The 19219-nt window shown below is 60.0% G+C and carries 17 protein-coding genes; 11 read left to right on the forward strand and 6 right to left on the reverse strand.

Features of this window, described 5'->3' with window-relative positions; genetic code table 11:
- Positions 1-154 precede the first annotated feature (154 nt).
- A complete protein-coding gene (locus soil367_RS16180) occupies positions 155-2584 on the forward strand; it encodes an EAL domain-containing protein (protein ID WP_136550074.1) in 2430 nt (809 codons plus the stop codon).
- A gap of 127 nt (positions 2585-2711) precedes the next feature.
- Here soil367_RS16180 and argH read toward each other — a convergent pair whose 3' ends face one another.
- Positions 2712-4133, reverse strand: a complete 1422-nt coding sequence (gene argH / locus soil367_RS16185; protein ID WP_136550075.1) for an argininosuccinate lyase — start codon at positions 4131-4133, stop codon at positions 2712-2714.
- Between the two features lie 127 nt (positions 4134-4260).
- On the opposite strand from argH, the gene soil367_RS16190 reads away from it, so the two are divergent.
- The 6 genes from soil367_RS16190 to soil367_RS16215 all read left to right on the forward strand — a co-directional run bounded on the left by soil367_RS16190 (position 4261) and on the right by soil367_RS16215 (position 10604).
- Positions 4261-5331, forward strand: coding sequence for a sensor histidine kinase (locus soil367_RS16190; RefSeq protein ID WP_136550076.1), 1071 nt, complete (start codon positions 4261-4263; stop codon positions 5329-5331).
- Entirely contained in the window at positions 5325-6053 is a 729-nt protein-coding gene (locus tag soil367_RS16195; RefSeq protein ID WP_136550077.1) for a LytR/AlgR family response regulator transcription factor, read from the forward strand. The genes soil367_RS16190 and soil367_RS16195 overlap by 7 nt, the downstream gene beginning before the upstream one ends.
- 113 nt (positions 6054-6166) lie before the next feature.
- On the forward strand, positions 6167-7105 hold the full coding sequence (gene hemC, locus soil367_RS16200) for a hydroxymethylbilane synthase (RefSeq protein ID WP_136550078.1): 939 nt from the start codon (positions 6167-6169) through the stop codon (positions 7103-7105).
- On the forward strand, positions 7092-7919 hold the full coding sequence (locus soil367_RS16205) for a uroporphyrinogen-III synthase (protein WP_136550079.1): 828 nt from the start codon (positions 7092-7094) through the stop codon (positions 7917-7919). The genes hemC and soil367_RS16205 overlap by 14 nt, the downstream gene beginning before the upstream one ends.
- A gap of 94 nt (positions 7920-8013) precedes the next feature.
- A complete protein-coding gene (locus soil367_RS16210) occupies positions 8014-9318 on the forward strand; it encodes a uroporphyrinogen-III C-methyltransferase (RefSeq protein WP_246065380.1) in 1305 nt (434 codons plus the stop codon).
- Complete coding sequence (locus tag soil367_RS16215; protein WP_136550080.1) at positions 9315-10604, forward strand: heme biosynthesis HemY N-terminal domain-containing protein; 1290 nt, start codon at positions 9315-9317, stop codon at positions 10602-10604. Before soil367_RS16210 ends, soil367_RS16215 begins: the two co-directional genes overlap by 4 nt.
- A gap of 187 nt (positions 10605-10791) precedes the next feature.
- On the opposite strand, the gene soil367_RS16220 is transcribed toward soil367_RS16215, so the two are convergent.
- The 3 genes from soil367_RS16220 to rho all read right to left on the reverse strand — a co-directional run bounded on the left by soil367_RS16220 (position 10792) and on the right by rho (position 14690).
- Positions 10792-11817 (reverse strand): 2Fe-2S iron-sulfur cluster-binding protein, encoded by a 1026-nt coding sequence (locus soil367_RS16220; protein ID WP_136550081.1) that lies wholly within the window; start codon positions 11815-11817, stop codon positions 10792-10794.
- Positions 11814-13283 (reverse strand): 4-hydroxy-3-polyprenylbenzoate decarboxylase, encoded by a 1470-nt coding sequence (ubiD, locus tag soil367_RS16225; protein WP_136550082.1) that lies wholly within the window; start codon positions 13281-13283, stop codon positions 11814-11816. Before ubiD ends, soil367_RS16220 begins: the two co-directional genes overlap by 4 nt.
- Positions 13284-13427: 144 nt before the next feature.
- Positions 13428-14690, reverse strand: a complete 1263-nt coding sequence (rho, locus tag soil367_RS16230) for a transcription termination factor Rho (RefSeq protein ID WP_136550083.1) — start codon at positions 14688-14690, stop codon at positions 13428-13430.
- Positions 14691-15308: 618 nt separating this feature from the next.
- Here rho and moaB point away from each other — a divergent pair.
- Genes moaB through soil367_RS16250 form a run of 4 tightly spaced genes read left to right on the forward strand, consistent with a single transcriptional unit; the run spans position 15309 to position 17841 of the window.
- Positions 15309-15899 (forward strand): molybdenum cofactor biosynthesis protein B, encoded by a 591-nt coding sequence (moaB, locus tag soil367_RS16235; protein WP_136550084.1) that lies wholly within the window; start codon positions 15309-15311, stop codon positions 15897-15899.
- Positions 15877-17103: a molybdopterin molybdotransferase MoeA gene (locus soil367_RS16240; protein WP_246065384.1), complete on the forward strand. Its 1227-nt coding sequence runs from the start codon at positions 15877-15879 to the stop codon at positions 17101-17103. The genes moaB and soil367_RS16240 overlap by 23 nt, the downstream gene beginning before the upstream one ends.
- A gap of 20 nt (positions 17104-17123) precedes the next feature.
- On the forward strand, positions 17124-17375 hold the full coding sequence (moaD, locus tag soil367_RS16245) for a molybdopterin synthase sulfur carrier subunit (RefSeq protein WP_136550085.1): 252 nt from the start codon (positions 17124-17126) through the stop codon (positions 17373-17375).
- 1 nt (position 17376) lies between these two features.
- Positions 17377-17841, forward strand: coding sequence for a molybdenum cofactor biosynthesis protein MoaE (locus tag soil367_RS16250; RefSeq protein ID WP_136550086.1), 465 nt, complete (start codon positions 17377-17379; stop codon positions 17839-17841).
- Positions 17842-17868: 27 nt separating this feature from the next.
- On the opposite strand, the gene mobA is transcribed toward soil367_RS16250, so the two are convergent.
- Both mobA and trxA read right to left on the reverse strand, forming a co-directional pair.
- Complete coding sequence (mobA, locus tag soil367_RS16255; protein ID WP_136550087.1) at positions 17869-18492, reverse strand: molybdenum cofactor guanylyltransferase; 624 nt, start codon at positions 18490-18492, stop codon at positions 17869-17871.
- A gap of 74 nt (positions 18493-18566) precedes the next feature.
- Positions 18567-18893, reverse strand: a complete 327-nt coding sequence (trxA, locus tag soil367_RS16260; RefSeq protein WP_136550088.1) for a thioredoxin TrxA — start codon at positions 18891-18893, stop codon at positions 18567-18569.
- Positions 18894-19219: the final 326 nt, after the last annotated feature.

Genomic DNA, 19219 nt, shown 5'->3' on the forward strand with positions numbered 1-19219 from the left:
TTCTCATCTTTTCAGAAGCAGGGCGGTTGCCCCGCCCGCGGGCCCGGCCTTAACTCCCCCGCCCTTTCTGGCTATAGTGAGAACCGACAGACCGAGGCAGAATTAACTGGCGGGAGCATCAATTCGCCGCCCAACTCCAGAACAGGACCACCGCTTGAAAGAATTTGTTGTCAGTCGCCACGCATCCGGGTCCACCGATGACTCCAGCCCTCGCAGTGCGCATTTCCGGGCCGATGACCGCGGCGTCCTCACATGGGCTGACAACGGCGCCGAAAGTCTGTTCGGTTACAGTAGCGGCCGATTCCCAGGCATGACGGTGCGACACCTGGTCGCCGGCAGCGAAGACGACCCCTTCTCACCGGCTCACGAAGAAACGCTCAACCATGGCCAGAAACTGACCCTGACGTTTCGCCATGCCAACGGCTTTTTCTTTACAGGTCATCTGCAGCTGGGCGCCAGCCACCTGGACGAGGATAACGCCGCGAGCGCCATGATCACCTTGTTGCCAGAAGCTTCTCTCGAAAGAAGCCGGTTACGACAGATCGAGATTGGCGCAAAGCTCGGCACCTGGGACCTTGGTGTCCAGAACAACAATATCCATTGGTCAGAAGGGGTCTATAACATCCTGGAATTACGCCCCGGCGCGGAGGTCAGCCCGGAGCACGCTCTGTTCTATTTCCAGGCAGGACAGACCCGAATCCGCGCGGCACTGCGCCGCTGCCTGCGTACCGGCAAAGCATTTGCGTTCGACCTGCCCATTCTAACTGCGCAGCAGCGCCCCCGCTGGGTCCGCCTGACAGGTAATGCTGAGTATCAGGGTGAGCTCGTCGACAAAGTAAGCGGCGTGTTGGTAGACATCACCCCCGAGCATGATCAAACGCTCAAAGCGCAGCGGTGGCGGCATCTGCTGGACGGGATGCTCGCGTCGACCGACGAGTTGATCATGGCTGTCGACCCCGAGTTCAAAGTCATACTGATCAATGAAGCTGCGGCCTCACAGTTTGAAACAACATTTAACCTCCGCCCCGCGGCGGGCGACTCGCTGCCCGAACTGCTGCAGCAGTACCCCAACGAAAACCGGCTCTACCGGCGCCTTTGGCAGCGGGCAATGGAGCGCGACTTTTTCTGTGTTGAAATGCCCCTCTCCCAGCAGGACCCGGACCTCGCGGTGTTCGAAGTGCATTTCCACCGGCTCACAGATGGCGCGGGCACTGTCATTGGCGCGGTCTTCCGGGCGCAGGATATGAGCGAGAAGGTGGGCCAGGGAACACTGAGCTACGTCACCAGCCACGACCCGGTGACAGGACTGCTGAACCGCAGGGAATTCCTGCACAGGTTGAAACGGGCGCTGCTGAACAAGGCCGAAAAAGGCAATGCGCACGCGCTCCTCTATCTCGACCTGGACCATTTCGAGAAGCTGAACGATACCCACGGTACCGGTGCGTGTGACCGCTACCTCCGCGCGCTGGCCATGCGCCTGAGCTCGCGTATACGCCAACGGGACGCGCTGGCGCGGGTCGGCGGCGACAAACTTGCTGTGCTGCTGGACAACTGTGACGAGAACGAAGCACGCAAAGTCGCCGAGAATCTGCGCCTTGCGTTGGGTGAGCTTACCCTGGAATGGCGTAACCAGAGCCTGTCCTGCACCGCCAGCGCCGGTCTGGTGCCTTTACCTAGCCAGATCGACGAGCGCCCGGAGGACCTTCTGGCGTTGGCCGCAGACCTCTGCCAGACCGCCAAGACAGCGGGCCGTAACCGCCTGCATGTGCATCGGGACCCCGGCAATCTGGCGGCGGAAGAACAGACCAGCGTCAGGCTCCAGCAGTTGCAAACTGCCATGACCAACAGAGCCGTTGAGCTTCGGTTCCAGTCGATCCGCCCCATCGCGAGTGTGACCTGGGGTGACAACATCGAGATTCTGTCACGGCTCAAGGTCAGCAGTGAAGCCACCTCGTGGGGGCCTGGAGAATTCCTGCCCCTCGCTGAACGCTTCGACCTTGCCTCACAATTTGACCGCCTGGTGGTTGCCGAGACGCTGGCCTGGCTTGCGCGTAATCCGCTTATGGAGCCGCGCTTGAAGATGTGCTGTTTCAATGTGTCCCAGGGAAGCCTGATGGACTCCGCCTTCGCCAGCGAAATCGGCCCGCTGCTGGCGGAGAGCAACTACGCGCCCTCCGTATTCTGCTTCGAAGTCCAGGAAAGCGACGCAGTGCGCGACCCGTCAGCCGTCGAGGAGCTCTGCCATGCCCTCCACGAACTGGGCTGCAGGGTGGCGCTGGAGGGCGTCAGCGGGACCGGCCAGAGCTATAACCTGATCTCCCGCCTGCCGATCGACGTGATCAAACTTGACGGCAAACTGATGAAGTCGATGATGGATGAGCCTGTGCAGCAGGTCATGGTGGAGTCGCTCCACCGGGTGGCGGAAGTGTCGGGGAAAATCACCATCGCCCAGTACATCGAGGATGATGAAATGCTCAAACAGGCGCGTGCGCTTGGGATCCACTTCGGCCAGGGCTACCGCCTGGCGTCACCCCGCCCGCTGGATGAGCTGGCACCACCGCCCTGGCAGGACGTCGTCAACTGATGCTGACGGCGGCACCGCGGTTTACCAGCTGAGCGAAGCCGGCGTTGGCGAAGCCCTCAATTGGGAACAACAGCTCCACATGGTCACCTGTAGCGGGTACCAGGATGAGTGGCACCAGCCGTAGCTTCTACCCGGCGTCCCGCGCTTCGAGCGAAGCCCGTGCACGACCAACCGCGGCGCGGACCTGGGCCGGTGCTGTCCCGCCCAGGTGATCCCGGGCCGAAACCGAGCCTTCCAGTGTCAGGATATCAAACACATCCTCGCCAATGGTGTCGGAGAACTGCTTGAGCTCGGCCAGAGTCAGGTCCGCCAGGTCACGCTTTTCCCGCACCCCAAAACCGACGGCTTTACCGACAACTTCGTGCGCGTCACGGAATGGCATGCCTTTCTTGACCAGATAGTCGGCCAGGTCGGTCGCGGTGGAGAATCCGCGCCGCGCCGCCAGACGGGTTTCTTCGCGGTTGACCTGCAGGGCCGGAATCATGTCGCCATAGGCTTTGAGGCAGCCCTTGACCGTATCGACCGCGTCAAACAGCGGTTCCTTGTCTTCCTGGTTGTCCTTGTTGTACGCCAGCGGCTGTCCTTTCATCAGGGTCAGTAGCGCGATCAGGTGGCCATTCACCCGGCCGGTCTTGCCGCGCACCAGCTCGGGCACATCGGGATTCTTCTTCTGGGGCATAATCGACGAGCCCGTGCAGAAGCGATCCGGCAGATCAATGAAATTGAACTGTGCTGAGGTCCAGAGCACCAGTTCTTCGCTGAAACGGGACAGGTGGGTCACCAGCATCGCCGCAAAGGCGCAAAACTCAATGGCAAAGTCGCGATCGCTGACGGAGTCGAGGGAGTTGCCGCTGGCGCGGTCAAAGCCCAGCAGTTCCGCTGTAAATGCCCGATCGATGGGATAGGTCGTACCAGCCAGTGCGGCGGCCCCGAGCGGCATGACGTTGACGCGCTTGCGGCAGTCCAGCAACCGGCCGTAATCGCGCTCCAGCATCTCGTACCAGGCCAGCATGTGGTGACCGAAGGTGACTGGCTGAGCGGTTTGCAGATGGGTGAACCCGGGCATGATTGTGTCTGCCTCTCGCTCGGCCAGTGCGATGAGCCCCGCCTGCAGCCGGGTCAGTTCCGCCGCGATAACATCGATCTCGTCGCGCAGGTAAAGCCGGATATCGGTCGCCACCTGGTCGTTACGGGAGCGCCCCGTGTGCAGCTTTTTCCCCGTGCTGCCGATCCGGTCAGTCAGCGCAGCCTCGATGTTCATGTGAACATCTTCAAGCGTGACAGACCATTCAAAGCGCCCGGACTCAATCTCTTCCTTGACCTCACCCAACCCGGCGATAATCTGGTCGCGCTCGGAATCGGTCAGTACGCCCACTTTTGCCAGCATGGTAGCGTGCGCAATCGAGCCGGTGATGTCGTGGTGATAAAGCCGCTTATCGAAAGAGACCGATGCGGTGAAGCGCTCGACAAACGCGTCGGTGGGCTCGGTAAAACGGCCCCCCCAGGGTTTTTCGGCGCGGGTCTTGTTTGCGGTCTGGTCGTCGCTCATGGTCTATCTTTATCCTGCTGGCCGGTTACTTTGCTGGCGCTGAGTATAAAGGATGGCACGGCCTGCGGCGACTCCGGTGCTTGCCGGGTTCGAATACCTCAATCACGGCCCAAACAGGAGCATGCCGATGTCGGCAAGCGAACGGGAAACTGAGACTTTTATCCCCGACCTCTGCCGGGTCCGGGCCGTGTTTCTTGTGCTGGTCACCACTGAGCTGGTCGCTATTCTGTTCGCCCTGGTGCGGGGAACCGAGGGTTGGCTCGACTGGGACTACCTGGGTCTGGTTTCCCTGTTTGGCCAGTGGACCGTGCTAAGCAGTTCCGCGCTCGTCTGTCTGATGCGCAACCGTTTGAACAAGCTGGGTATCGCTGGCACAACCATGGCAGTGCTGGTGATCGTGCTGGCAGACGTCGCCTTCTTCACGCTGGCAGCGGAGCAGCTGCTGTATGGCAGGGCACCCGGATTTGACTGGCGCCAACTGAGCCGTAACCTCATCATCGCCGGTTTGATTACACTGCTGGTACTGCGCTACTTCTATCTCCAACACCTCTGGCGCTTCCAGAAACAGGCTGAGCTGCAGTCACGGCTCGGTGCCCTGCAGGCTCGCATCCACCCCCATTTTCTCTTTAACAGCATGAACTCTATTGCTGCGTTGATCGATTCTGACCCCCGGCGGGCTGAAAATGCCGTCCTGGATCTGTCTGAGCTTTTCCGGGCGAGCCTACGCACGGATCAGCAGTGGACCGGCCTGCAAGACGAACTGGCCCTGTGCCAGCGCTATCTTGCCATCGAGAGCCTGCGCCTTGAGCACCGCTTGCAGCAGGAGTGGAAACTTGACCCCGACGCCAGTCACCAGGCCCTGCCGCCGCTTACCCTGCAGCCGCTTTTGGAAAACGCCATCTACCATGGTATTCAGCCCAGGCCCGAGGGAGGCCTGGTCCAGGTGGAAACCGAACGGCGGGGACCCTGGGTTTATATCCTGATACGCAACCCGCTGCCGCCTGAGCAGGGCCGGCAGCACGAAGGCAACCGCATGGCCTTGGCCAATATACGCGCGCGGCTGGAGATGCTGTTTGACGATCAGGCCGTACTCAAAGCGAGCCGCCACGACGGCTGGTACACAGTTACGCTGCGACTGCCGTGGCGCGACAACCGGTCGCTCCGCAAGAGCCCGCAAAAAGGCACAGCACAATGGTAACCAAAGTCATAATTGCCGACGATGAGCCGCTCGCACGCAGGCGCTTGCAGCGGCTCGTCGAAGCCGTTCCCGGGTACGTGGTCGTCGCTACTGCCGAGGACGGGGATGCACTGCTGAATACTGTGGCCCAAACGCCGCCGGACATCGTTCTGCTCGATATCCGCATGCCCGGCAGTGATGGGCTGACCGCTGCCGCAGCCCTGGCCAATCTCAGCGAGCCGCCGGCTATCATCTTCTGCACCGCCTACGACGAGTATGCACTGGAAGCTTTCCGGCACTCGGCCGCCGACTATCTACTGAAGCCCGTCCGTCAGGAAGCCCTGGCGGAAGCCCTCGCACGCACTGGCAAGGTAAATCGGGTCCAGAGGGCAGCCCTGGCACAACCGGCAACCGACATCACGCTGGCGGTTAAAACCCATCGCGGTACCGAACTGATAGACATGCGCCAGGTATTTTTCTGCGAAGCGGACCAGAAGTACGTCACTCTGGTACACCAGGGTGGTGAAACACTTACCGACCTGACCTTGAAGGAGCTTGAAGCCGCCTACCCCGACAGCCTGCTTCGCATTCACCGCAATACACTTGTCGGCCAGAGGTACATCAAGGCCCTGGTCCGCGACAACAGCGGCCATTACTTTGTCCAGCTCCACACAACGCCACGTCGACTCAATGTCAGCCGCCGCCATGCCGCCAGCCTTAAAACCTGGCTTGAACAGCAATAGTCAGCCTGCATGTCGGCGCTGGCCTTGCCGCTAGCCGGCCGGTGCCAAGACATCACCGCCAGAAAAAGTTATCGTATGCCTCTTTGATACATTTCACTCGACGCTGAGGCACCATGGCCCGATCCACCCTTCGCATTGCCACCCGCAAAAGCGCCCTTGCCCTGTGGCAGGCCGAATATATCAAGTCGGAACTGGAGCGGCTCCATACCGGGCTGCACGTGCAGTTGCTGGGACTCTCGACCCGGGGTGACAAGATCCTCGATGTGCCCCTCGCCAAAATCGGCGGCAAAGCGCTCTTTGTGAAAGAGCTGGAGGACGCCCTGCTTGATGGCCGGGCCGACCTCGCGGTTCATTCGATGAAAGATGTCCCCATGGAGTTGCCCGACGGCCTGGGCCTGAGTGCGATTTGCGAGCGAGCCGACCCGACCGATGCTTTCGTCAGTAACGATTATGCAAGCGTCGACGACCTTCCTCAGGGCGCCGTCATAGGCAGCGCCAGCATGCGCCGGCAATGCCAGCTCAAGGCGTACCGGCCCGACCTGGATATCCGCACGCTACGGGGCAACGTCAATACCCGCCTATCGAAACTCGACGCCCGCGAGTACGACGCAATCATCCTCGCCACCTCTGGCCTGCGCCGGCTCGGCTTTGATAGCCGGATCCGGTACGAACTACCCGACCAGTTGTGCCTCCCCGCTGTGGGGCAGGGCGCACTCGGCATCGAGTGTCGCAGTGACGATACTGAACTGGCGGAATTGCTGGCCCCACTGAACCACGCACCCAGTGCCGACCGCGTCCGTGCGGAGCGTGCACTCAACCGCCGCCTACAGGGCGGCTGCCAGGTTCCGATCGCGGCCTACGCCGTCCTCGAGGGTGATACTGTGTATCTTCGCGGCAGAGTGGGCGCGCCGGATGGCACAAAGCTCTATCATAGCGAGGGCCGGGCGCCCCGGGCTGAAGGTGAAAAGTTGGGCATAAGACTGGCCGAAGATCTTCTGGCCCAGGGCGCCGGTGACATTCTGGCTGAAATCTACGGCCATGACGTTCGCTAGGAACGTTTTGTCCGGCCGCCGTATCCTGGTGTGCCGCCCCGAGCCCAGGGCATCAGAATTGTGCCGGGAATTGCAGCGAAGTGGTGCAGATGCGCGCGCGCTGCCTATGTTAGCAATTGCTCCGGTACCAGAAACCGGCGCCCTGCGTACGGCGGTTATGAACTTTGATCAATTCCGCCACGTGATCGTAGTCAGCCCCATAGCCGCCGGCTTTCTCCTCGACTACCTGGATCAGTGGTGGCCACAGCGGCCGACCGGCCAGGCATGGTACGCCGTAGGTTCGGGCACGGCAGGGCTGCTTGAACAGGCCGATATATCCTGTCTGCGCGCCGAGCAGGGCCACGACAGCGAAAGTTTGTTACAACTGCCGGAATTGGCCCGGCTGGACAATCAGAAACTAGCCATAGTCGGAGGAGAAGGTGGTCGCAACCTCTTGGCCGAAGAGTTGACTCAGCGTGGTGGGCTGGTCAGCAAACTGGCCCTCTATCGCCGCCTTAAACCCGACTACGCGGAAGAACGTCTTGTTGAGGCACTGGTGGATTTTGATCCCCAGGCCCTCGTGGTCCTCTCGGGAGAGACGTTGAACAACCTGCTGAGCCTGGGACAGAATGTAGACAACCGGTTACGGCTTCGCGGGCTCCTTGTGCCCACGGCACGGGTGGCCGAGCAGGCCAGATCCGCAGGTTTCACCCGCGTCGCTATTGCCTCGGATCTCAGTTTTTCCGGGCTTGAGCAGGCCCTGGCCGACGTCTTTTCTGCCGGGACAGAGCCCGGTCCGCTTGCCAAGCGGCCTCGACCCAAGGATATTGTGTGAAACGGATATTTACCCGAATGAAGTAGCCGTGGGTAACGAGTAATCCGGGCCGGACGGCCCGCAAACCTAAACCTGACCGATCAAAAGGACGCCCGTGAGCGACGAAAAAACTACTCAGCCGGAATCGACCACGCCGCCCACTCCACCACCACGTCCTGGCCCGGCGACGCGACCGCAAAAAGCGCCGCGCCAGCGTACGCTTTGGCTGGCTATCGTCGTTCTCCTGCTGGGGCTTATTGCAATGGCTCTCGCTACCGGCTGGCTGTGGCAACAGAGACAGTCTCTGGAGCAGCAGGTCAGCGAGATCGGGCAGTCGGTTGAAGAGATCAGGGGTCAGAGACAGAACGCAGGTTCGGAGCTGAGCGGGCGCATAGAGCAACTGCAGGCCAGTCAGCGCGAGCAGGCCGAACAACAGCGCAAGCTTGAGAGACAGATAGATCAGGCCGCGCGTTCCCTGCTACAGATGGGTAACCGAACCCGTAATGACTGGCTTCTGGCTGAAGCGGAATACCTCTTGCGGATCGGCAACCAGCGGCTGCGTATGGAGCGGGACATCGACGGCGCTTTGGCGCTGCTGGAGAACGCCGACGCCGTGCTCGCGGAAACCGAAGACATGAGCACCTACCCGGTCCGGCAGGAACTGGCCCGCGAAATCCAGGCCCTGCGAGCGGTGGAAGACGTCGACCGGGTCGGTCTCTACTTGCAGCTGGAGGCGGCTATTGAACAGGTAGAACAACTCAACACGGCCAGCCTGGCCAATACCTCAGCACTACCCCAGACGCAGGATGGCAAGGATGAGTCAGCCACAGCCAGCGCTGATAATACTTCGGATTACCTGGCCAGGGCCTGGGAAGCGACAAAACAGACGCTGTCTGAAGTCGTTGTTATCCGTCGCATGGATGAGCCCGTCGATGCGCCGCTCTCACCTGAGCAAAGTGCCTATGCAAACCTCAATCTGCGGCTGATGCTCGAAGAGGCAGAGATGGCGCTGCTACGGGCGAACCCCGTGCTTTACCGGCGCACTCTCGAGAAAGCGCAAAAATGGCTGGAACAATGGTATGACGAGTCCAGCAACCAGGTCGCAGCTCTCGCGCAGACGCTCTCAAACCTGGCCAAGCGGGACATCAGACCGGATCTTCCTGATATCAGCGATTCGCTCAACCTGCTCAAAGCACGCATCGCCGGACGTCTTCAGGACAATCAGCAAGCCGGTGACAACGCCAATAGCAAAAGTGATACCGCGACCGGCGGCAGCGACCAGAGCAATGGCGATCGTGCCGGTCAGCCTCAGGGCCTGAGGGAGGGCCAGAGCACTGATCAGGGTACTGATACTAATCAGGGCACAGATCAGAACGAAAGACCGGCCGACGGTGGCCAGGCTAGCGGGTCCGGATCATGAAGCGCGTACTCATAATCCTGCTACTGGCGCTCATGGCAGGCGCATTGCTCAGCGCCGCCATAAACTACGACACGGGCTATGTGCGGGTGAGCCTGGGACACTATTTGCTGGAGACTAACTTCTGGGTTGCCCTGGTCCTCTTCCTGGCGTCCGTTTTTGTTGTCCACGTTCTGTTAAACCTTGGCCGCAAGGTCAGCCATCCGGCAGGAAATGTCTCGCGCTGGTTTCGTCGCTCCCGCCAGCGGCGGTCTCGCGATATGACGACACGAGGGCTACTGGAACTGGCGGAAGGCAACTGGCCGCGTGCTCAGAAGCTTCTGACTTCCGCAGCACCGCATGCAGACACTCCCCTGATCAATTATCTGGCCGCCGCGGAAGCAGCCCACGGCCAGGGCAAGGATCAGGACGCGGAGAAACTCTTACGGAAAGCATTCGAAAGCGCTGACGGCGCAGAAATGGCGGTGGGCCTGAGCCAGGCAAAATTACAGCTGGCTTCGGGTCAGCTGGAACAGGCGCTGGCGACGCTGCTACGCCTGCGGAAAAAAGCCCCGCATCACCCTTTCGTGCTCAAACAGCTCAAAGTGGTTTACACGCAACTGGAAGACTGGCGCGAGCTCAGTATCCTGCTGCCCGAGATGCGTAAACAGGGCATCGCTACCGCAGATGACACCCAACCCCTGGAACGGCAGGTCTGGCTCAACCTGCTGGACGGCGCGGCGGAGCAAGTCCGTCGCCAACCCGGGGACGAGCGCTCTACCGCGTCGATCGACCGGGTCTGGGATGAGTTACCGACGACCATGCGAAAAGACAGCTCTGTTATCCACGCCTATGCCCGGCACCTGGCTGAGCTGAATTTTGACGAGCGGGCTGAGACGCTACTGAGAAAAGTGCTGCGAAACCACTGGAGCGACCAACTGATCAATCTCTATGGGCGTATTAAAGGAAATTCGGTGGCCGAACAGTTGTTAACAGCGGAAAACTGGCTCAAGAAGCGCCCGAATAACCCCGAACTGCTGCTGGCTCTGGGGCGTATCAGCCTCCGGAACGAACTCTGGGGAAAAGCCCGTGAATACTTCGAGACCAGCCTGCGCTTGCAGCGCAAGCCCGAAACCCTTGGCGAACTCTGCCGTCTGAATGCGCACCTCGGCGATCAGGAGCAGAGCATTCGCTTGCTCAAGCAGGGGCTGCTGCAGGACGCGGGTCTGCCCGAATTGCCCATGCCCCACCCTAGCGTGCTGGGCAAGAACCGGGCAGCGGAGAGAGCAGCATCGGCCAACGCCCGATAAGGCGTACCGAGCAATCGGCGTAAGGGTTTACTCTATAAAAAGAGTACGCCATGTAAAGAGTACTCCACGTAAGAAGTGCTCCACGATAAGGGGTTCTGCACGGTAAGGAGTACGCTGTGACAAGGTATGCTCCCCTAAGCGGTGCTTCGCTTAAAGCCGCATCACTCTGAGACTGGCCGCCGCCCCGCTAGCGCGGGGCGTACTCCAGCACATCGGAAAGGAAGGCCTCTTGCGGCAGGCCTTCTGCCACCAGGGCATCCATCAACGTGTAAACCATAACCGGCGAGCCGCTGGCAATGACCAGCACGCGCTGCCAGTCATGACGTCCGGCCACTACCGACTCGGCAAGCTGATCATGGTGGCCTTGCCACTCACTGTCCTCGTCATTACCGACAACAGAAATGAACCGGAAATCGGGCATTGAAGCCAGCCACTTGCTGGGCAACTCGGGCAGGTAAAGATCTTCCTGTTGCCGGACGCCCCAGTACAGCGTGATGGGCAGTGGTGCTGCCCCGCCTCCTTCTGCCCTTTCGGCGATATAGTCCAGAATACTCTTCATCTGCGCGAAGCCCGTGCCGGCGGCAACCAGCACCAATTCGCGATCCGGGTATTGCGCCAGGCAGGCTTTACCGAACGGTAGCTGCAGGGGCACCCGACGCTTCTGGCGCAGATAGGCAATGATGCCTTGAGCAGTAACCCAATCGCTGCCCGCCTGAATATGCAGCTCCAGTCGATTTTGCCCGGGCGCGCTGGCGATGGAAAACCAGGCGGGTTCCTCATCGGGGAGGGTTATAGCCAGATACTGCCCGGCATGAAAAGGTATATGCCGGCCTGGCGGCAGACGTAACTCAACGCGAAATATGTCGTGGTTGAGCGGCGCCAGGTCCACAACATCCGCGGTCACTGTCTCGACGGCATGCTCGCCCGCGCCCATGACACCCTCAGCTTCAATCACCAGATCTCCTTGTGCTTCGGCCCGGCATAGCAGGACCGTTGCTCCGACTTCCAGCGGCTCGTCACGGCGGCTGTCAAAAGCCCGGCCGGCCCTCAGAATACCACCACAGATTTCACAGACTCCATTGCGGCAGGCCACACGGATACTAATGCCCGCTCTTGTCGCGGCCACAGCCAGCGCCTCGCCCGAACGAGCTTCAAAGCCGATCCCTGACGGAACCAGTGTGACCTGAAACCGGTCCGGCCTGTCCCCGCTCAATTGTCGATGCCCAGGCGGGACCAGATCTCATCCACCCGGGCTTTTACCTCGTCACTCATCGCAATCGGTGTCCCCCACTCCCGGCTGGTCTCCCCGGGCCATTTATTGGTCGCATCGAGACCCATCTTAGAGCCCAGCCCGGCAACCGGCGACGCAAAGTCCAGGTAGTCTATGGGTGTGTTCTCTACCATGACCGTATCTCGCTGAGGGTCCATCCTCGTCGTCATGGCCCAGATGACATCCTTCCAATCCCGGGCATTGACGTCGTCGTCCGTCACAATAACAAATTTGGTGTACATGAACTGCCGCAGAAATGACCATACGCCCATCATCACCCGTTTGGCGTGCCCGGGATACTGCTTGCGCATCGTCACGATCGCCAGGCGATAAGAGCAACCCTCGGGCGGCAGGTAGAAATCCACGATCTCCGGGAACTGCTTCTGCAGAATCGGGATAAAAACCTCATTCAATGCCACACCGAGAATGGCGGGTTCATCCGGTGGCCGGCCGGTGTAGGTGCTGTGGTAAATGGGGTTCTCGCGATGGGTCACACGCTCGACCGTAAACACCGGGAACTGTTCGACCTCGTTGTAATAACCGGTGTGGTCGCCGTACGGGCCCTCCGGCGCCATGTCATCCGGGTAAATGAACCCCTCGAGGACAAATTCTGCGCTGGCAGGGAGTTGGAGATCACTGAGCTGAGCCTTGACCAGCTCAGTTCGCGAGCCCCGTAGAAGACCGCTAAACGCATATTCCGACAGAGAATCCGGTACCGGTGTTACCGCCCCGAGAATGGTCGCAGGATCAGCCCCCAGCGCAACAGCTACAGGGAACGGTTTACCCGGATGCCGTCGCTGCCACTCCTGGAAATCCAGCGCTCCCCCGCGATGGGACAGCCAGCGCATAATCAGGCGGTTGCGACCGATTAACTGCTGCCGGTAGATGCCCAGATTCTGTCGCTCTTTCTCAGGTCCCCGGGTGATCACTAGCGGCCAGGTGACTAATGGACCCGCGTCGCCGGGCCAGCACGTCTGGATGGGCAAGCGGTACAGGTCCACTTCATCTTTCTCAAGCACAACAGCCTGACACGGCGCCGAACGCAGGACCTTCGGCCCCATCTTCATCACCTGCCGGAAGATGGGGAGTTTCTCGAAGGCATCGCGGAAGCCCTTGGGCGGGTCAGGCTCCTTCAGAAAAGCCAGCAATTTGCCGATTTCGCGCAGGCTCTCCACGTTGTCCCGGCCCATGCCCATGGCAACCCGCCTGGGCGTTCCGAACAGGTTGGCCAATACGGGAACATCGTAGCCTTTGGGATTCTCAAACAGCAGGGCCGGGCCGGCCTGTCGCAAGGTGCGGTCACAGATTTCGGTCATTTCGAGGTAGGGGTCCACTTCCATGGAGATGCGCTTGAGCTCGCCCACCTTTTCGAGTTGAGCAATGAAGTCGCGTAGATCCTTGTATTGCATTTCCGCCCCTTTCAGCGAGAAGTGATTGGCACCTTATCTATTGGCGGCCAGCAGGGCTGGTCAGTCCGGTAAAACACCGGCCCCACAACGCAATACCGGGCCTGGAGGCCCGGTATTCATGCAAGCGGGGAAACCGCCAACCTGTTAGCGCTTCTTCATGGACAGGAAGAACTCGTCATTGGTCTTGGTATCACGCAGCTTGTCGAGCAGAAACTCAATGCTCGCCACATCGTCGTCCATCGAATGGAGCAGCTTGCGCAGGATCCAGACCCTTTGCATTTCTTCCTCGGTCATCAGCAGGTCTTCACGACGCGTACCGGAACGACGAATATTGATGGCGGGATAGACGCGACGCTCAGCGGCTTTACGGTCCAGGTGCACTTCCATGTTGCCGGTGCCCTTGAATTCTTCGTAAATTACTTCATCCATCTTCGAGCCGGTGTCCACCAGAGCGGTCGCAAGGATAGTCAGACTGCCCCCTTCCTCAACATTGCGCGCGGCGCCGAAGAAACGCTTGGGTTTTTCCAATGCGTGGGCGTCTACACCACCCGTGAGCACCTTGCCGGAAGACGGGATAACAGTGTTATAGGCGCGCGCCAGACGGGTAATAGAGTCTAGCAGGATGATGACATCCTTCTTGTGCTCAACCAGGCGCTTGGCTTTTTCGATGACCATTTCAGCAACCTGGACGTGCCGGGCGGGCGGCTCATCGAAGGTCGAGGCCACCACTTCGCCGCGTACAGTACGCTGCATCTCAGTGACTTCTTCCGGCCGCTCGTCGATCAGCAGGACCATCAGATGGCACTCAGGATTCTGGCGCGTGATGGACTGCGCGACGGTCTGCATGAGCAGTGTCTTACCGGCCTTGGGTGGCGATACGATCAGCCCGCGCTGACCCTTGCCGATTGGGCAGACCAGATCCAGTACCCGGGAAGACAGGTCTTCGGTACTACCGTTGCCCGCCTCGAGGCGCAATCGCTCGTTCGGAAACAGGGGCGTAAGGTTTTCAAACAGAATTTTGTTGCGGGCGCTGTCCGGCTTGTCGAAGTTGATCTCGTTGACCTTCAGCAGCGCAAAGTAACGCTCGCCCTCTTTCGGGGGCCGGATCTTACCAGCCACCGTGTCGCCTGTACGCAGGTTGAAGCGCCGGATCTGGCTCGGCGAAACGTAGATGTCGTCAGGCCCCGCCAGATAAGATGCGTCAGATGACCGCAGGAACCCGAAACCATCCTGGAGAATCTCCAGGACACCATCGCCGTAGATATCCTCGCCACTCTTCGCGTGTTTTTTCAGAATACTGAAAATAACGTCTTGTTTACGCGAGCGCGCAAGGTTTTCAAGCCCCATCTGCTGGGCGATATCCAGCAGTTCAGTAACGGGTTTCTGCTTCAGTTCGGTCAGATTCATAAGCGTATGGGAAATAGCCTGGAAAGGGTTGTCACGGGGTTAATGTGAACGTGAAAGTAAGGGATGCGGATTCAGTCAAGGGAAATCGAAACGCACCGTAAGCCAAGGTCATCTATAGCAAATGGCAACAAAGAAGCTGGTTATGCTCTTGCGACAGACCCGGACAGGGTAGTCAGAGCGAAACTATTCGCGCAATTGACACGCCTGAGTAGAGCTGAGTCCGCGAAGCGGGCGCTGCGCAGCATTCAGAGGAAGCGTTTAAGCTTGGCGGCATTATAGCAATAATCTGCCTGATTACCAGCCACGGAAAATCCGCCTCCAGAACCCGTACCGGGGATCATCCAAAACAGGGTCGTAAGTACGCCGTTGCCTGGTCCTGCTCCGCTCGCCCAGAACGCTGGGTGCACTCTGGTCGAGGGGGAATGCGCGGCCTACCAGGCAACATTCTGATAACATATAGCTTCAGCCGGGCGGAACGCAAGCACTGAAGCTGGTCCGGACCACAGAAAGACGCCACTACAGGGAGTTTTTCTGCTAAACCCGAGGCGCATCACAACTCAAACTTCATCGCGCCTTTACCCACTGCTGCCATCAGCGATAACAGCTAAAGGAGGCCCGATGGCCGAGTTCCAAGGCCTGAACCTGGCGGTACTCACAGTGTCCGACAGCCGCACCCATGCTAACGACAGCTCTGGCCAGTATCTGGTAGATCAGGCGCTGGCGGCTGGTCACGGCGTGTCTGCCCGCCATCTTATTCCTGACGATGTTTACCTCATGCGGGCACTCGTCAGCCGCTGGATTGCCGATCCCGAAATAAACGTCGTTCTGATAACCGGGGGCACAGGTTTTCACGAACGCGACAGCACGCCCGAAGCACTGGTTCCGCTGTTCGACAAACAGGTGGACGGATTTGGGGAGGAGTTCCGCAGGCTGTCTGCCGCCGAGATTGGCTCTTCGACGATACAGAGCCGGGCCCGGGCCGGACTCGCCAATCATACGCTGATATTCTCCCTTCCCGGTTCAACAGGGGCCTGCCGGACCGGCTGGGAAGGGATATTGCTACATCAGCTGGATAATCGTCACCGACCGTGCAATTTCAGCCAGTTGGCCCGGCGCAAACCCGACCGTGATTTGACACCGATCGACATCCAGCTGCCGCTCGACCCGCCCCTTACTGATCGAGGGCATGGACATGCCGACGGCGAGTGACCTTCTTCCGCTTGAGGACGCCCTCGCCCGACTGCTTGCAGCTGCGCCCGCGCCACCCGAGGCAGAAATCGTGCCGTTGCGCCAGGCGCTCAAGCGTGTTCTGGCGCAGGAATGCCGCAGCCGCTGGGCCGTGCCGCCGCACGATAACAGCGCAGTAGATGGCTACGCAGTTGCCATTGCCGACCTGGGCAAAGGGTCTTTGCCAGTGCGCCAGCGTATAGCCGCAGGGGACTCTCCGCGGGCCCATCTACCGGGCTCCGCATCCCGCATTTTCACCGGCGCGGCAATTCCTGCCGGTGCCGACGCCGTAGTGATGCAGGAACAGACCAAGCTTGCAGGTGAAAACGTGACTCTACTGCAGGCACCGACGGCCGGGCAGAACATCCGCCCGCGGGGGCAGGATCTGCCTGCGGGTGGACATGCCCTAGACGCCGGCACACGGCTCCGCCCACAGGAGCTTGGCCTTCTCGCCAGCATAGGAATGGCTGAGCTGGCAGTCCATCGCAAACTCAGGGTAGCAATTTTGACTACCGGCAACGAGCTGATCCCGCCCGGGCAGTCGCTTGCGCCGGGGCAGATCTACAATACCAACCGCTTCAGCCTACTGGGGCTGTTGGATGGTTTGCAGCTCGACGTCGTCGACTGTGGCGACGTAGCCGATACCGCAGAGGCCACGCGCGAAGCACTGCGACAAGCCGCGAAGCGCGCGGATGTCATTATCACCACCGGGGGTGTATCCGTTGGCGAAGAAGACCATGTTCGCGAGGCGATAGAGTCCCTGGGTCAACTTGAGCTCTGGCGGCTGGCAATAAAACCGGGCAAACCGCTGGCTTTTGGCCACATCGAACGCACGCCGGTGCTCGGGCTGCCCGGCAACCCTGCTGCTGTGCTGGTAACCTTCCTTATGCTGGCGCGTCCTTTTCTATTGAAGATGCAGGGCATGAAAGGCGCGCTAACGCCCCACCCCGTTCCTTTACCGGCTCATTTCAGTGTACCGCTGGCCGGAAACCGGCGGGAATTCATGCGCGTGCTCTGCCAGCAGGACGCCGAAGGCCAGGCCTACCTTGAGGCCCATCCGAACCAGAGCTCCGGCATGCTCAGCTCAGCGGCCTGGGCCTCTGGGCTGGCAGTCATACAGGAGGGACGCACCCTGAAACTCGGCGAGTCCGTGCCCTACTACTCATTCGACGAGCTACTTTCCTGATCCGCTGGCTGAGGCACCCCATGATTACCATAAAATTCTTTGCCAGCCTGCGTGAGGCGCTCGACATTGACCAGTTGGATCTGCCCGATTGCGGTGGTACCGAAACCGTCGAACAACTTCAGGCGCGACTTTGTACGCGCGGTGATCAGTGGCGCGCTGCGTTGAACAGCGGCCGGATCCTTGCAGCGGTTAACCAGGTTATGGCAAAGCCCGACCAGCCGGTAAATGATGGCGACGAGGTTGCCTTTTTTCCTCCGGTAACAGGAGGCTAGGATGTCGCCGGTAATCAGAGTCAAAGTCGGACCAGAGCCATTTGACCCCGCTGCGGAAACGGCAATCCTGGAACGAAGCACAGCCAATGTTGGCGCGGTCTGCACGTTCACAGGACTGGTCAGGGTGACCGGAGATCAGGCCGGCGTGCGGGGTCTGAAAGTCGAACACTATCCGGGCATGACCGAACGGGCCATCGAAGCCCTATGCCAGAAAGCAGCCCAGCGCTGGGGCATCACCGCGATCAGCGTGATTCACCGCGTCGGTGCACTGGCGGTAGGTGAGCGCATCGTATTCGTCGGCACCGGCAGCGAACACCGAAGCGATGCCTTTTCGGCCTGCGAGTACCTTATGGATCACCTGAAAACCGAGGCGCCGTTCTGGAAGAAAGAATGGACAGCGCACGATTCGCGCTGGGTTGTGCAGAAGCAGCAGGACATTGCCCGCGCCCGCCGCTGGGACGCCTGACCTTTTGCTTATGACGTGCAAAGCCGTTTATGGCGCCAGGCGGGTGTGATCTGCAGGTGTATTGACGTTAGCAAACTGGGCGGCAAGGTCAGTACAGTCCAACACCATCGGCTTCTGCGACTCAACCCATACACCAGCCCGCCTCTCACCCTTGGCAAGGGCTTCAGTCAGAGCCGGCTCCAGTGCCACCGGATACCAGCCATGCAGAGGTTGCAGCCGCCCCTCAACAGTACAAATGTGAACGCGTTCGGGCGCATCCTCAACATGGCTCCGGAGCCGCTGAAGCCAGCGCTCCCCCAGGCAGGGTGAATCACAGGGCGCAACAAAAGCGCCCGCACAGCCCTGCCCCCTGGCCCACGCCAGACCCGCCGCAAGGCCGGCTAGCGGCCCTCGGTCAGGCCAACGGTCATGTACGAAACTGAGATCGACAGACGCCAACGCCTGCTGATAGGCGTGCTGGCCTTGCTGAGTCACCAGCGCGACAGGACCGACACGGATCAGGAGCCGCTGCAGATGCACGACAAAGGGTTCGTTCCGGTAGTTCAGCAACCCCTTGTCGCCGCCGCCCATGCGCGTTGAGCCGCCGCCTGCCAATATCAGTGCGGCATGCGCTGGAGGAACCGGTCGCGGGAGATCAGGTAAAGCGGGCACGAGGCTGGAACGACCCGTGAAAAACAATATGGGGTCGGGTCCCTGCTAACTTGCAGACCCGACCCGGAGGGGTGTCAGAGATTGCTGTCAAGGAAGGCTGTAAGCTGGGATTTCGACAGCGCGCCGACCTTGGTCGCATCGACATTGCCGTTCTTGAACAGCATCAGTGTCGGAATGCCGCGGATATTGAACTTCGGCGGCGTCTGCTCGTTCTCGTCGATATTAAGCTTACAGATCTTCAGCTTGCCCTCGTATTCATCAGCGATCTCTTCAAGAACAGGGGCAATCATCTTGCACGGGCCGCACCATTCTGCCCAATAATCGACCAGTACCGGAGTATCTGCCTGAAGAACTTCCTGCTCAAAGGTCGCATCACTGACCTGTACAATATTTGCGCTCATTAACTTTTTCCCGCATTCATAGGACTGGGAGCATGCCGGAGTGCATGCCCTGTGTAATCGGGACCGCAAAAGGCGATCAGAACTGCGCTCAGGAGCTGTAACGACCCTCTGAGGCGCATGGCAATGCTTTGAGGCTCTTTATCATCATTGCTGCAATGAATCGCCTGCAACTAATGAACCGCAGCGGTTCGCCGGTGCTGACACTGGCGCTGACCATCGCGTATAGTTGCACCAGTGCAACGGTCAGCCCCACGGTTTCCACCTTGGCCGGCGGGACAATAGAATTTCTGCCGGTCCGACGATCTATCTGCTGGTAAGCATATAGG

It is taken from the genome of Hydrocarboniclastica marina (assembly GCF_004851605.1).
Classification (GTDB): Bacteria; Pseudomonadota; Gammaproteobacteria; order Pseudomonadales; family Oleiphilaceae; genus Hydrocarboniclastica; species Hydrocarboniclastica marina.